Below are 13,886 nucleotides of genomic sequence, written 5' to 3'. Positions count from 1 at the left end.
TCGTTGACGCCGACGATCCGGCAGGCCTCCGAACTGCCCATTCCAAGATCCACGAGCCGAAGGTACTCAGCTCGCTCGCGGGCCAGCTTCTTACGTCCCTGCGGCCGTCGGTCCGCTCGGACCTCGAAGTCCATCGCACCCCTTGAGCTGGGGTGTTGCAACGACCACTAGAACTTAAACTGGTGCCGGGCCCTTTCGCTGTTCGCGGTTCACACGGTGACGCGAGCCGGCAGCGCGTCCTCACGGCCGTAGGCCAGGACCTGAGGAAGCACCTCGCGGAAGCGGGCGATGTCTTCGGCCGGCGCCTCCAGGACCGCCTCGATCTCCGCGTCCTCCAGGTCCAGCGCGGGCAGTGCCGCAGGGTCCAGGGAGACGCGCAAAACGTTTCCGGTCAGCTCGACCGACCGTACGCACCCGTACGCCGTTCCCTGGTCGGGGGTGACCACGCAGTGTGTGTCGAAGCCCAGGGAAACGTCCTGCTCGTCCGGTTCATCGCTGCTGCACTGGAACAGCATGAAGAAGCCACTGCCGTCTTCTCCCTCTGCGATGGCTGCCTCTATGCAGCAGTCGTAGTCGAGGTCGATCTCCGCTCCGGCTGCGCGCGCAACGAACCTGTAGGTCATGGCCGTGTTCTATCAGCAGGCAGAAAGCATCCCCACACCCGGCTGATCTGTGGCTGTTTACCGTGGGCTACGACCCTCATACGGTCAACCGTCCCTGGAGCGTCGAGCCCCCCGTCGTCCGGCGCGCCGGCCAGGTCCTCGACGCCTAGACGCCCGCGGGTCCGTCTCTGACACGCCCGCGTGGGACAAGAAGGGCCCCCGGCCGTCCGCCGGGGGCCCTTCCTCAGTTCCCGTACCGGTGCGTTCTAGAACGTCCCGAGCTTCACGATCGACAGCAACGCCACCAGCTGGATCGCGCTCGCGCCCAGCGCCTTCGGCCATGGCAGGTCGTGGGACTTGGAGACCATCAGGGTGAGCAGGGCGCCGCCCGCGACCCAGGTGGCCCAGCCGAGGGCCTGGACGAGGGTTGCGTCGCCGCCGGCGAACATGGCGAAGATCAGGCGGGGAGCGTCCGTCAGGGACATGATCAGCATCGAGAGGCCGACCGTGGGCTGCCAGGCGCCGTCGCCGCCGAGCTGGCGGGCGAGGGTGTGGGTGACCACGCCCAGGACGAAGGACGACAGGACGATCGCGACGGCCGTCACGAGGACGATCGGGACCGCGTTGGAGAGGGTCGCGTTGATCGCGTCCTCGCGTGCGGTGTCGAAGCCGAAGACGGCCAGCAGGCCGTAGAGGAACGTCACGATGAGGGCGGGACCCCACATCGAGTAGTCCCGCATCTGGAGGAACGTCTGCGTGGGGGAGAGGACGATCCCGCGCAGCAGGGCCTTCCAGTGCAGGCGGGGGCCGATCGGGCCGGCCGGGGCCGCGCCCGCCTGGTAGGTGTGGCCCTGGTTGTAGGGGTCCTCGCCTACGGAGAACGCCTGGGTGTGGCCGGGATTGTTGGCCGCGTACGGGTCGGCCCCGCCGGCCGGGCCCTGCGGGTAGCCGCCGTCGCCGAAGTACTCCGGTTCACCGTGACCGGCGGGACCACCGTGACCACCGTGACCACCGGGACCACCGTGGCCATGACCGCCGTAACCGCCTTGGCTGCCGCCGCCGTTGGCCTGCGGCCAGCCGCCCGCGCCGCCGCGCGAGCCGCCGTACGGCTGCTGCGGCGGCGGAGGATAGCCGTACGACGGTCCCTGGGGCGCCTGCTGCCCGTACGGAGGTTGTTGGGGGCGCGTTTGCGGGGTGCCGTTGTTCCGGCTGCCCCGTCCGATCCTGAATCCAGCCACGTCTTCGAACGTACCTGGTCCCGGAGAATCGCGTGCCGGGCCCTGCGGTCAGGGCCCGGCTTTGCGGCCGACCTGTGACATCCCTTAGGGGGTCCGGCCGCCCCCCTCCGGGTGGTCCGTCAGGGTTGGGCCGTACGGGGGACCCGAAACGGTGTGGCACCTCAGCCCAGCATGACCTGGCCCAGTCGCAGGTACCCCGACGGCAGTCCCAGTGAGCCCGGGCCGAAGCTGGTCGCCTTGCTCGTGGTCACGCCAGACGCCGCGCCGCGCAGGCTGTAGATCGCGCCCGCCGGGTGGTTCTCGCCGTCCGCGCCGACGGACAGGTCGGCCCTGCCGTCGCCGTTCAGGTCGGAGAGGCGTACCGAGGCGCCGAAGCGGTCGGCGGACTCGGCGGTGCCGGGGATGCCGGCGGTGTTCTGGGTGAAGGACTGGGCGCCGGTCGCGGTCAGGCCCGCGGCCGAGCCGCGCAGCACCGTGACGCTGCCGGCGATCTTGGCGGTGCCGATGGTCTCGTGGATCGTGCCCACGGCCAGGTCCGCGTAGCCGTCGCGGTTGATGTCGGCGAGGGACAGGGCGTTGCCGAACCAGTCGCTCTCCTCGTCCGAGCCCGGGACGCCGGGGGTGTCCTGGGTGATCGTGGCCTGCGGCGACGTGCGCACGCCGTTCGCGCCGCCGAGGTAGGCCCTGACGACGCCGCCGAGGCTGGTCACGCCGTCGTCGCCGTACGTCGACGCGACGATGTCGGCGTAGCCGTCGCCGTTGAGGTCGCCGACTGCCGCCAGCTCGTAGGCGCCGTTCTTGAGGAACGTGTGGCGGGTGAGGCCGGCGGCGGAGCCCAGGTAGACGAAGGTGCCGTTCTCGTACGTCTCCGCCTGCTGGCCGCTGACGACCAGGTCGGCGATGCCGTCGCCGTTCACATCGCCGCAGGCGAGGCCCTGGGCGCCGTCGATGATGCCGGAGTACAGGTCGGTGGCGAGCTTGTAGCGGGACGCGGCGCCGGAGGCCTTGAGGAAGCCGCCCTTGTGGATCCAGATGTCGCTGCCGGTGCTGCCGACGGCGAGGTCGGCCCTGCCGTCCCCGCTGAAGTCGCCGACGGCCAGGGACAGGCCGTACTCGTCGTGGTCGGAGGGGGCCGGGTCGGGGACGACCTGGCCGCCGGAGAGGCCGGTCCTGGCGCCCCAGACGATCACGACGGCGCCGGCGCCGGCGTTCTCGCCCTCGGAGGCGATCACGAGGTCGGCGTAGCCGTCCCGGTTCAGGTCGCCGGAGGCGAGGGACTGGCCGAACTCGTCGCCCTGCTCGGCGGTGCCGGGTATGCCGGCCGTGTTCTGGGTGATGACCGTGCGGCGGGCGGCGCTGATGCCGTTCGCGGAGCCGTAGTTGACGACGACCGCGCCCGCGTCCCGCTTGCCGCCGACCGGGGTGTAGGGGGCGGCGGTGGCGAGGTCGCGGTAGCCGTCGCCGTTGAAGTCGTCGGCGTACTTGGCGGGGGCCGCGGCCGCCGGCGCCGCGGTGAGCAGCGGGGCGGCCGTCAGGGTGGCGGCGACGGTGGCCGTGGCGAGGGCGAGGGAGTGGAGGCGGTCGCGGGTCCGGTGGTGCCGGGGCATGTGGGGTTCCTCCTGACGTGGGGTGGTGGGGGTGGGTGGCGGGTCAGCCCGCCAGTACGTCGCCGAAGTACGCCAGGCCCGACGGGCCGCCCACCGTCGCGCTGCCGAAGGTCTTGGCGCCCGTGGCCGTGATGCCGGAGGAGCTGCCGCGCAGGGTCGAGACGGAGCCGGCGCCGTCGTTCTCGGCTCGGGCGCCGGCGACCAGCTCCGCGCGGCCGTCCTTGCTGGCGTCGGTGAGCAGCACCGAGTGGCCGAAGTAGTCGTAGGACTCGGCGGTGCCCGGGACACCCTCGGTGTCCTGCGAGAAGGCCTTGGAGCCGGTGCCGGTCAGGCCGGCTGCCGAGCCGCGCAGGATCACGACGGAGCCGGCGTCCCGCTTCGTGCCGAGGTCCTCGTTGGCCACGCCGACCGCGATGTCGGTGTAGCCGTCGCCGTTGGTGTCACCGGCGTCGAGGCTCCAGCCGAAGGCGTCGTTCCGCTCGGACGCGCCCGGCACGCCCGTGGTGTCCTGGGTGAAGCGGACCGGGGTGCGGGTGCTCAGGCCGCTCGAGGCGCCGTAGGTGACGGTGACCGCGCCGCCGAAGCCGCCGTTGGGCTCGTCGGTCGACTTCTCCATGAAGTTGCCGGTGACGATGTCGCCGTAGCCGTCCTTGTTCACGTCGGCGATGACCGCCGCGTAGCCGCCCGCGACCTTGCTCGACGGCGTGAGGTCGACCGCCGTTCCCTTGTACAGGACGCTGCGGGTGCGGTAGCCGCCGCTGATCTCCTCCTGACCCATGACCAGCAGGTCCGACTTGCCGTCGCCGGTGACGTCACCCGCGACGATCTGGTCGGTGTTGATGCCGGTCTCCGCGGAGGTGTCGATGCCGCCGAGTTGCTCCGCCCTGCCGGTGCGGGTGATGGGGCCGTCGAAGACGTGCAGGCCGGGGGAGGCGTTGTTCGCCGCCGCGAGGTCGGTGTCGCCGTCGCCGTCGAAGTCGCCGGTGGCCACGGACCAGCCCAGCTCGTTGCGGTACTCGGGGAGCGTGGTGATGTCCGTGCCGGACGTGATGCCGGTCGCGCCGCCCCACAGCACGGTCAGGACGCCGGTGTCGCCGGTCGAGCCGATCTCCTCGGCGTGCACGCCGACGACGACGTCGGTGTAGCCGTCGTGGTCCAGGTCGCCGGTGGTGACGCGGTCGCCGAAGGTGTCGCCGCTCTCCGGGACGCCGGGGATTCCGGCGGTGTCCTGGCTGATGATCTGCCGGTTGCCGGTGTTCGGGCCGCTCGCGCTGCCGTAGACGACGGCGACGTAGCCGGCGTTGCTCTTGCCGGCGACCTTGGCGAGGGGCGCGGTGATGACGGTGTCGCGGTAGCCGTCGCCGTTGATGTCGCCGGCCAGGCCGGAGGGGGCGGCGGAGGCCGTGGTGGCCGGGAGCGCGGTCAGCAGGCCCGTGGTGAGCGTGGCCGCGAGCAGAAGGGTGCGCTTGCGCATGGTGGAGTCCTTGGGGAAGCGGGCTGAGGGGCGGCGGCGCGTCACTGGGCGATCGCCGAGCCGAAGTAGTAGGTCGACTGCAGGGAGACGGCGGCGGCGGTCAGGCCCTGGGCGCCGCTCGTGGTCGGGCCGGTGGAGGTGCCGCGCAGGGTCCACACGCCGCCGGAGCCGTTCTCGCCGTCGACGCCGATGATCAGGTCGGCCTTGCCGTCCTTGGTGATGTCGGTGAGGTCGACCGCGGAGCCGAAGTTGTCCCCGGACTCGGCGCCGCCGGGCACGCCCGCGGTGTTCTGCGTGTACGACTTCGAGCCCGAGGTCTGCAGACCGGACGCCGAGCCGTACAGCACGGTGACCGAGCCCGCGTCCCGGGCCGCGTCGATGTCCTCGCCGGGGGCCGCGACGGCGACGTCGGCGTATCCGTCGCCGTTGATGTCGCCGGTGCTCAGGGCCATGCCGAAGCCGTCGCCGGTCTCGCCGGAGCCGGGCACGTTCGTGCTGTCCTGGTGGACGACGGTGGGCTGCTGCGCGGGGTCGGGGCCGTTCGGACCGCCGTACCAGACGGTGATCTGGCCGCCCTTGTGGCCGCCGGGCTTGTCGCTGCTGGGGTCCGAGGAGTCGCCGAGGACGAGGTCGCCGTAGCCGTCGCGGTTGATGTCGGCGATGGAGCCCGCGAAGCCGTCCGCGTTCGGCAGCTCGGTGAACTTGTAGCCGCCGCCGGTCCAGCGGTAGTAGTCGATCTGCCCGCCGGCGTCGCCGTCCACCGAGAAGGGGTACACGCGCTCGGCCGCGTGGTCGCCGCTCATGTCGCCCGCGATCACCTCGAAGGTGGAGCCGATCTCGCCGACGCCGTAGTGGCTGAGCGGGCCGCCCGTGCGGGTGAACGGGCCGAGGTACAGGCGGGTGTGGCTCTGCCCGGTGAGCGTGACGTCCATGTCGCCGTCGCCGTCGAAGTCACCGGTCGCGGCGCCGTGCGAGAAGCCGCCGTACTCGGCGAGCGTGGACGGCTGCGGCAGGCCCTTGCCGCCGGACAGGCCCGACGCGGAGCCCCACAGGACGGTGCCGGAACCGACGCCCTCGCGGTCGCCGATGCTCTCGCCGGAGGAGCCGACGACGAGGTCGGAGTAGCCGTCGCGGTCGAGGTCGGCGGCGGCGAGCGAGGAGCCGAACAGGTCGCCCGCCTCGGCGGTGCCGGGCACGCCGGTGGAGTTCTGCGTGATCACGGCCTTGCGGGTGGCGGACACACCGGACGAGGAGCCGTACAGCACGACGACGGCGCCGGCGCAGGACGCGGAGCCGACGGTGGTGCACATGGCGCTCACCGCGACATCGCGGTAGCCGTCGCCGTTGAAGTCGCCGGCGAGCCCGGAGGGTGCGGCCGAGGCGGTCGTGGCCGGGCCGGCGGCGAGCAGACCGGTGGTGAGGGCGGCGGCGAGGAGAAGGGGGCGCTTGCGCAAGGTGGAGTCGCTCCTGGGAGGAGGGGGCGAGTCCGCTGCCCGGTGGGGGCGGGCCCGGTCGCCCCGTGTGTCAGGGGCCGGGCCGGGCCCGTGGAGGCACGGGCCCGGCCGGTGGGGTTCTGCGGTGGCTCAGTCGGCGAAGTTGGCGCCGAAGTACGGCGAACCCGTCGTCGAGACGCCCGAGGTGCTCGGGGCGATGGAAAGGGAGCCGGTGGTGGTGATCTTCGAGCCGTTGGAGGGCAGGTAGGTGACCCCGCCGTTGCCGTCGTTCTCGGCGGAGCCGACGATCAGGTCGGCCTTGCCGTCGCCGGTGACGTCGTCCAGCTTGAGGTCGATGCCGAACATGTCGTCGTTCTCGTCGTTGCCGGGGACGCCGGCGGTGGACTGCGCGAAGGACTGGGCGCCCGAGGCGGTGTTCAGGCCGCTCGCCCCGCCGTAGAGGACGGTGACGGCTCCGGTGTTCACGGCGCTGCCGATGTTCTCGCCCGCGACGCCGATGGCGAGGTCGAGGTAGTTGTCGCCGTTGACGTCACCGAGGTCGAGCTCGTAGCCGAACCAGTCGTTGGTCTCGGAGGCGCCGGGGACGTTGCCGGTGTCCTGGGTGATGCCGGTGGCCGTACCGGGTCCGCTCGCCGTGCCGTACGTCACCCAGACCTTGCCGCCCTTGGCGGAGTCCGGGACCGGGGTCCCGTCTTCCGCGACGGCGTTCCACGCGGCGCCGCTGACGATGTCGCCGAAGCCGTCGTTGTCGATGTCGCCGATCGCGGTGATCACGCCGGGCTTGACGGTCTTGATGCCGGCCGTGCTCAGGCCGCTGGAGGAGCCGGGGATGTAGTAGTTCCGGTTCCAGCCGTACTCGGTCTGGTTCTCGTAGCCGTCGACGACGAGGTCGGTGCGGCTGTCGCCGTTGACGTCGCCGGCGGTCAGGTTCAGCGGGCCGCTCAGCTCCGTGCCCACGATCGGGGGCTTGATGGTGTAGCGGCCGCCGGGGATCCCGGAGGACGAGAAGCCGCCCTTGAAGACATACAGGGTGGAGTTGTTGCTGCCGACGGCGAGGTCGGCCTTGCCGTCGCCGTCGAAGTCGCCGGCGGCGAGGTTCTTGCCCCAGCGGTCGTGCGCGGTGGGGGCCGGGTCGGCGATCGTGACGCCGTTGCCGGTGATGCCGGAGGCGGAGCCCCACAGGATCGCGAGGCCGCCGCCGTCGACGTCGCTGCCGACGTCCTCGCCCTGCGCGCCGATGGCGATGTCGTCGTAGCCGTCGTTGTTGAAGTCGGCGAAGGCGGTGTCGTAGCCGAAGCGGTCACCGGCCTCGGCGGTGCCGGGGGTGCCGGTGGTGTTCTGGCTGATGGTGTGGCGCTTGGCGGACGAGACGCCGGTGGCGGTGCCGTACAGGACGACGAGCTGGCCGGCGTCACTCTTGCCGCCGACGTAGGCGCCGTCGGCGGAGAAGGCCACGTCGCCGCGGCCGTCGCCGTTGAAGTCGGCGTGCGGGACGGTGGTCGAGTCGGCGGCGGTCGCCGTCGAGGCGGCGACGGTGAGCAGACCGCCCGTCAGCGCGGCCGCGGTGGCCGTGGCGAGGGCGAGTCGCAGGTGGTGCTTGTGCATGCGGGTTCTCCTGCTGCATGCGGGGATGCCTGGCGGGCATCCGCAGACGGTGGGGTGCGACCGCGGGCGTTCTCCGGGCGTTGGCCTCGGGTTCACCGTGCGGTCGGCGATCAGGAGACCTGCGATGAGGCGCAAGGGTTGTACGTGAGTTCGGTAATTTTTCGAGGCGGGTGGGGCGTGGGCTGTTTACGGGTGGGGCGTGGACTGTTTACGGGTGGGCGTGGACCGTTTCGTGTGGATTCAGTGGATTCGGTGACGCTCACCTGGTCCCCTCACCCTCCCGTGGCATGATCGGGCCCATTCGGCCGTCGGCGGTCGTTTGCCGATGCGACCGCGAAGCGTGAACGGGGAGACGTGCGTGGGGGACCACTTCAAGACCGATATTGATCAGCTTGCCGCCTTCACCAAGGACCTCAAGGGTGCCAACGACTCCCTTGAGCAGGTGCGGACCGCCCTCCAGCACGTACGGGCCGACCAGATCGGGACCCCTGAGCTGGACGAGGCGTGCGACGAGTTCCAGGAGCGCTGGAGCTACGGCAACGAGCAGATCAAGGAGCGGATCGGCAAGCTCACCGAGGGCCTGCAGAAGAACACGGACAACTACCGCGAAGTGGAGACCTCCCTGGAGGAGAGCTTCAAGCGCGCCGCGGCCGCGGGGAAGTGATCGCGATGGCACAGAACCCGTACGTCCACCTCGGTTGGAACCCCGTGCCGGGCGAGCCCGGCGAGGTCGAGAAGCTCCGCACCCAGCTCGTCAACTCGGCGAGCGCGCTGCAGACGGCGTACCAGAAGATCGACAAGCTGCTCGGCGAGTCCGGCTTCTGGGAGGGCGACGCCGCCGTCGGCTTCCGCGAGGCCCTCGACGGCGATCTGCCGAAGTACATGAAGGACGCGCACACCTCGCTGACCAAGGCCGCCGGGCATCTCGGCGCCTGGCACGGCGGGTTGACCGGCCGCCGGGAGCTGGCGCACAAGTACGACGTCGAGGCGGCCGACCACAAGGGCGAGCTGAAGACCGCCAACTCCCGGCACGAGACGGCCAAGCAGGACCCCGACCTCAAGCTCGCGGGGCGGACCTTCCAGGAGGGCCCCGAGCTGGAGGCCGCCCAGTCCCGTCTGAACGCCGCCCAGTCCCGGCTCAACGACGCGGTCACCGCCGTGAACAACGCGCAGGGCGCCCTCGACGACGTGATCCGCAAGGCGCGGGAGCTGGAGGGCACGCACGAGGACCAGGCGCGGGACCTCGCGAAGAAGCTGAAGGACGCCACGAAGGATCTGGCGCCTGAGGAGCCGGGGTGGCTGAGCAAGGCGCTGAGCTGGATCGGGGACAACCTCACCAACATTCTCAGTGTGTTGGCGGCGGTGGCGGGACTGCTGGCGCTGCTGTGCACCGGGCCGTTCGGGATCGCGATGCTGCTCGCCGCCGGTGCGCTGAGCCTGGCGACGATGGGCTCACGGCTCGCCGACCCCAAGGTGCGGGCCTCGCTCGCGGACGGGTTCACCAAGGGTGAGTTCGACGCGGACTTCTGGGAGAACTCGGTGGGGCTCGTCGGTGACGCACTGGGCGCGGTGCCGGGAGTGGGGGCCGTGAGCCGCGGCCTCAACGGTGCCATCCGGTCGACGAAGTACGCGTCCGAGGCCGTGAGCGCCGGGCAGTTCCTCGGGCGGTTCGCCGACGACACCGCCAAGGCCGCGGGCCGGATCGCGTCCGCGGGTTCCTTCAACCCCGTCGGAGACCTGGTGGCCAAGGCGGCGGGCGGCAGCCAGGCGGTCCGAGCGGGCATGGACTACGTCTCGCCGGTCGCTGGTGTCGTCACCGCCGGGTACGGACTGGCTGCCGAGAACATCGACGCCTTGAAGAGCGACGGCGGCAAGAACACGGCCACCGGAGTCGACGCGGCCCGTGCGGGTCTGTTCGACGGCCCCGGCGCCTTCTCGGTCGTCCGCAACGTCGCGGCGGTGCTGCGATGACACGGGAAGCCGCCGAGGTACCGATGGGCCTGGTCATCGACGACACCGCCAGGGACCCGAGTTCGAAGATCTGGTACGCGCTGCCGGACTCCTTCGTCGACGTCCCCATCGAGGCTCTCGACCCTGAGCCGGGCTCCGAGCACGAGACGTATCTTGTGCAGGCCTTGGCGTTGATCCTCGAAGCCGCCCCCGAGGACCAGCGCGACCGGTACACGGGAGCACTGCGGGACGTCCGGTTCATGGCCAAGCAGATGCGGAGCGAAGGCGTCATCGCCTGCTCGCTCGGCATGCACTACGCGGACGACGGATCCTCCGCCTCGTCGGTGTTCACGGTGGCGCTCACGGACATCGAGTGGGCTCCGGCCAAGGTCACGGCGGCGCGTGCGGTGTCTCTGCGTGAATCCGCCGAGAACGTGGGGCTGCTGACGCTTCCGGGCGGGCGTCCGGCAGCGATCTCCGACACCATGATCACCATGCCGGCTCTGGAGGGGGTGCCCGGCCACGAGGTCTACCAGTGCAACCTCTACATCCCGGCCCCCTCCGGCACACAGCTGGGCGTGCTGACGCTGAGCACCACGGCCGTGGGTTCCCGGACGCACTACCGCGACCTGATGGAGGGCATCGCGCACACGGTGTCCTTCCATGATCCGCTGCCCGAGATCGAGCGTGTCGCGCGCGGTGACGCGGCCGGCGGCCCCGGCGGCACCGCGAACGACATCGCTTCCGACTTCGGCTGACCCGGGGACACGCAGATGATCACGAACGTCGGCAAGCACGGCTTCGACGGCCCGGTGGCGTGGGACACGCCCGGCACCGGCAGTGCCCTGGCCCGCGCGGTCGCGGTCCAGTTGGCCAAGTCCCTTTGCTGGGTGGCCCTTTGGGGGGCGGCGGTGTATGTCACGGTCGTGCTGCTGCCCGTGGCGGCCGTGGTGCCCATGGTCCTGGTGCTGGCCTTGCTCGCCTACAACGCCTCGGGTTCCCTCGGCAAGTTCTTCCGGTTCTGGCGGGTGCTGCGCATCCTGAGGGTCTATCCGTGGCGGCAGCAGCGGGGTGCCGTCCGGATCACGAAGGGCAAGGATGCCCTCTTCGTGCTCCCGGATCCCGACAAGCCCGAGGCGACGGTGTCGCTGAAGGCGGCCGCCGGACTGTTCAGGTCGCTGACCCGCGAGTCCATGAAGGACTACGACGAGGAACTCTGGTACGCGGGTGATCCCCGCTTCGCCTGTGTGGTGGCCAAGCCCGGCCCGCGCGCCCTGGCCTGCCTCACCCAGCCCACCGCCTACAACTGGCGCACCGCCCCCCGCCGCAAAGGCCTCAGCCCGGAGGCCCGCCGCCGCGCCCGCGCCATCGGTGCCCGCGTCGCCGACTGAAGGCCCGCTACCTCGCCAGGAACTCCGAGCTGGAGAAGGTGACCGACGGCTCCGCCGACACCAGCCCCTTCTCCGCCCCCGGATACACCGCCACCGTGTCCTTCGTCTCGCCCACGTACGTCCGCACCACCAAATCCGCCCGCCCGTCCCCGTCGAAGTCGCCGGTCGACACCACGCGTGTGGTGCCCCGCGCGGGTGGCTCCACGGTGATCATGCCCGCGGTCGCGAGTCCCGCCGTACGGCCGTGGAAGACGCGCAACCGCGAGCCGCTGGAGAGCAGTTCGCTCAGGCCGTCGCCGTCGAAGTCGGCCGCGTCCAGGGCGGAGCCGGGGGAGTCGAGGGTGGCGCGTACGGCGGCCGTCGGGAGGTCGTAGCGCAGGGACGTTTCGCCCATCGTGCCGATCGCCGCGTCCAGGGCCCGCCGGCCCTTGCCGAAGGTGCCGAGGGCCACGTCGATGCCGGACGGCAGGGCGACTCCGGTGCGGGTGGGGCCGGCCGGGCCGCCGAGGACGACCGCCGATCCGCCCCTGCCCTGCGCCGTACGGACCACCAGGTCGTCGTATCCGTCGCCGTCGACGTCGGCCGCGGGACCGGTGGGGACGTTGCCCGGTGACTGGATCGGGGCGCCGGCCGTGCGCGGAGTGCCCTTACGGCTGAACGGGCCGTGCAGAAAGCTCAGTTGGCCGCCCGACGCGTGGACGACCAGGTCCTGCGCGTCGTCGCCGTCGAAGTCGCCGCACACCGGCTGGTCCGGCCAGTCGTTGCCGACGCGGGCGCGGTCCGGGATCACGAGCTTGACCGCCTTGCCGGCCAGGCCCTTCGGGGAGCCGAAGAGGATCTGCAACGGCACCGGGGGCCGCCCCTGCCCGTCGAAGGGCGGGTCGGTGGAGACCACGAGGTCCGTGAAGCCGTCGCCGTCCAGGTCGCAGGTGGCCTCCGCGTCGAAGACGGCCGGGCGCTGCCCCTTGGTCGGGGCCGCCTGCCGCTCGGGGCTGAGCAACTGCCGCGCGCCCGGGGTGAGTCCGCGCTCACCGCCGTAGACGATGCCGATGCCCGGGTCGTCGGCGTGGGCCTGCGCCTTGACCAGGTCGTTGAGGACGAGATCGCGGTGGCCGTCACCGTTGAAGTCGTCCGGCGTCCTGCTGCCCTTGCCCTGCGGTACGGGCAGCAGGGCGGGCGCGTCGGCCACCTGGACGGGGGTGTGGCGGGCCGGCTCCGCGTCGTCGTGAGCGGTGGAGGGGCCGCAGGCGGCGACCGTGAGGGCGAGGGCGCCGAGGGTGCCGGTCAGGGCCGCCGTACACGTCCCGCTTCTTCGCGCGCGCACCGCTCACCTCGTCAGCATCAGGGTCAACAACTGGGTAATCATGCACGCGTTCGAGGTGCGGGGACAGACCTGTGCGGGCCTCTGTCCGTCGCCGAGCCGACGCACGGGGAACATTCCGGCCAACGGGTTCGTTTCCTCCTGGCCCGCAGCTCCGGAAGCACGCGTCCGCGAACCTTGAGGAGAACTGTGACCGATCCGTCGTCCAGCATCGCCACTGCCACCGCCCCGCTCCCGCCGCTCACCGCACAGGCGGAGCGCCTGATCGAGCTCGGGGTGCACGAGCTCGCGGGGATACCGGCCGAGGAGCTGCGCGCCTTCGCGGAGAGAGCAGGGAGCGGCGGGAGTGGCGGGAGCGACCGGAGTGCCGAGAGCGGCGGGAGCGGGAGAGGTGGGAGTGCCGGGGGCGGCGGGAGTGCGGGGGGTGGCGGGAGTGCCGGGCTTGGCCGGAGTGCCGGGAGTGGCGCCCTGCTCGCCGTCCACCCCGACCGCGTCCCCGCCTCCGCCCTCGCGCCGCTGCTCCGCCGTGACGACAAGCCGGGCTTCGTCGTCGTCGACATGCCCGACGTCGACGACTTCGCGCCGCACGCCGTCGAGCTGCCCGACGCCCCGCTCTACGTCGTCACCGGCCTCGACCGCGGCGACCACATGGCCAACTGGAGCCCGGAGGAGGCGCTGCCCGCGCTCACCAAGGACGACCGCAGCCCGCTGGTGCTGAGCGAGGGCATCCACTGGGTGCTCCAGCAGCCGGCGGCCCTGGAGCGCAACCGCTGCTTCATGACGATCGGTTCCCGGCTGCGCAGGCCCAACGGCACCCTGGACGCCCGTACTCCGGCGATCTGGATCAGCAACGGCACGGGACGCGACGGCCGCGAGCGCCGCAACGCCCCGAAGGTCGGCTGGTGTTGGTGGGGCAACCGGCATACCTGGCTGGGCTTCGGCTCGACGACGGGTCGCGTGAGGTAGGCCCAGCCGTTTGGATCATCCCGGCGTCGCGGGGTCTGGCACGCGCTTCCGCCTTGCAGCTGCACGCTCCCCCACGCTCGAACCGGCCGAGAAGAACCGATCCTCACAGCCGGGCTGATCCAAACGACAGGGCCTGGTCCCACCCACATGAATTCCCGGCGACCTCCACCCGTCGGGCAGATGTCGCCGCGACCGCCGCCGGGTTGATCACGGCTGGTCGGCGGCGGTCGTGCGCTCGCCGTGGGGCGCGGTGCGGGGATGTTTTCGTGTAAATCCGT

Annotated in this window: 12 protein-coding genes; 5 read left to right on the top strand and 7 right to left on the bottom strand. The window is 71.6% G+C overall.

Going from position 1 to position 13,886, the window contains the following annotated elements; genetic code table 11:
• Positions 1-209: 209 nt before the first annotated feature.
• The 6 genes from ACIRD7_RS40970 to ACIRD7_RS40945 form a co-directional block, all read right to left on the bottom strand.
• Positions 210-623, bottom strand: coding sequence for an Imm10 family immunity protein (locus tag ACIRD7_RS40970; protein WP_403461193.1), 414 nt, complete (start codon positions 621-623; stop codon positions 210-212).
• A 245-nt stretch (positions 624-868) separates the two neighbouring features.
• Positions 869-1,840, bottom strand: coding sequence for a Yip1 family protein (locus ACIRD7_RS40965; protein WP_403461192.1), 972 nt, complete (start codon positions 1,838-1,840; stop codon positions 869-871).
• 161 nt (positions 1,841-2,001) lie between these two features.
• Positions 2,002-3,447 carry an FG-GAP and VCBS repeat-containing protein gene (locus tag ACIRD7_RS40960; RefSeq protein WP_403461191.1) on the bottom strand — a complete coding sequence of 482 codons (1,446 nt, stop codon included), beginning with the start codon at positions 3,445-3,447 and terminating at the stop codon, positions 2,002-2,004.
• Between the two features lie 43 nt (positions 3,448-3,490).
• Positions 3,491-4,921 carry an FG-GAP repeat protein gene (locus ACIRD7_RS40955; protein WP_403461189.1) on the bottom strand — a complete coding sequence of 477 codons (1,431 nt, stop codon included), beginning with the start codon at positions 4,919-4,921 and terminating at the stop codon, positions 3,491-3,493.
• Positions 4,922-4,962: 41 nt separating this feature from the next.
• Positions 4,963-6,375 (bottom strand): FG-GAP repeat protein, encoded by a 1,413-nt coding sequence (locus ACIRD7_RS40950; RefSeq protein ID WP_403461188.1) that lies wholly within the window; start codon positions 6,373-6,375, stop codon positions 4,963-4,965.
• A gap of 129 nt (positions 6,376-6,504) precedes the next feature.
• Entirely contained in the window at positions 6,505-7,980 is a 1,476-nt protein-coding gene (locus ACIRD7_RS40945; RefSeq protein WP_403461187.1) for a VCBS repeat-containing protein, read from the bottom strand.
• A 358-nt stretch (positions 7,981-8,338) separates the two neighbouring features.
• Between ACIRD7_RS40945 and ACIRD7_RS40940 the strand changes: the two genes are divergently transcribed.
• From ACIRD7_RS40940 to ACIRD7_RS40925, 4 genes are read left to right on the top strand one after another with little or no spacing between them, the layout of a single operon-like run.
• Positions 8,339-8,644 carry a hypothetical protein gene (locus tag ACIRD7_RS40940; protein WP_403461186.1) on the top strand — a complete coding sequence of 102 codons (306 nt, stop codon included), beginning with the start codon at positions 8,339-8,341 and terminating at the stop codon, positions 8,642-8,644.
• A 5-nt stretch (positions 8,645-8,649) separates the two neighbouring features.
• Entirely contained in the window at positions 8,650-9,951 is a 1,302-nt protein-coding gene (locus ACIRD7_RS40935; RefSeq protein WP_403461185.1) for a hypothetical protein, read from the top strand.
• On the top strand, positions 9,948-10,688 hold the full coding sequence (locus ACIRD7_RS40930) for a hypothetical protein (protein ID WP_403461184.1): 741 nt from the start codon (positions 9,948-9,950) through the stop codon (positions 10,686-10,688). The genes ACIRD7_RS40935 and ACIRD7_RS40930 overlap by 4 nt, the downstream gene beginning before the upstream one ends.
• A gap of 15 nt (positions 10,689-10,703) precedes the next feature.
• A complete protein-coding gene (locus ACIRD7_RS40925; RefSeq protein WP_403461183.1) occupies positions 10,704-11,321 on the top strand; it encodes a hypothetical protein in 618 nt (205 codons plus the stop codon).
• Between the two features lie 7 nt (positions 11,322-11,328).
• Here ACIRD7_RS40925 and ACIRD7_RS40920 read toward each other — a convergent pair whose 3' ends face one another.
• Positions 11,329-12,645 (bottom strand): FG-GAP repeat domain-containing protein, encoded by a 1,317-nt coding sequence (locus tag ACIRD7_RS40920; protein ID WP_403461182.1) that lies wholly within the window; start codon positions 12,643-12,645, stop codon positions 11,329-11,331.
• A gap of 186 nt (positions 12,646-12,831) precedes the next feature.
• Here ACIRD7_RS40920 and ACIRD7_RS40915 point away from each other — a divergent pair, with 186 nt between their 5' ends.
• On the top strand, positions 12,832-13,608 hold the full coding sequence (locus tag ACIRD7_RS40915; protein WP_403461181.1) for a DUF5701 family protein: 777 nt from the start codon (positions 12,832-12,834) through the stop codon (positions 13,606-13,608).
• The last annotated feature ends 278 nt before the right edge of the window (positions 13,609-13,886 follow it).

The sequence above is a fragment of the Streptomyces sp. NPDC093568 genome (assembly GCF_044764945.1).
Classification (GTDB): Bacteria; Actinomycetota; Actinomycetes; order Streptomycetales; family Streptomycetaceae; genus Streptomyces.
This window is presented reverse-complemented; position numbering and strand designations above follow the sequence as displayed.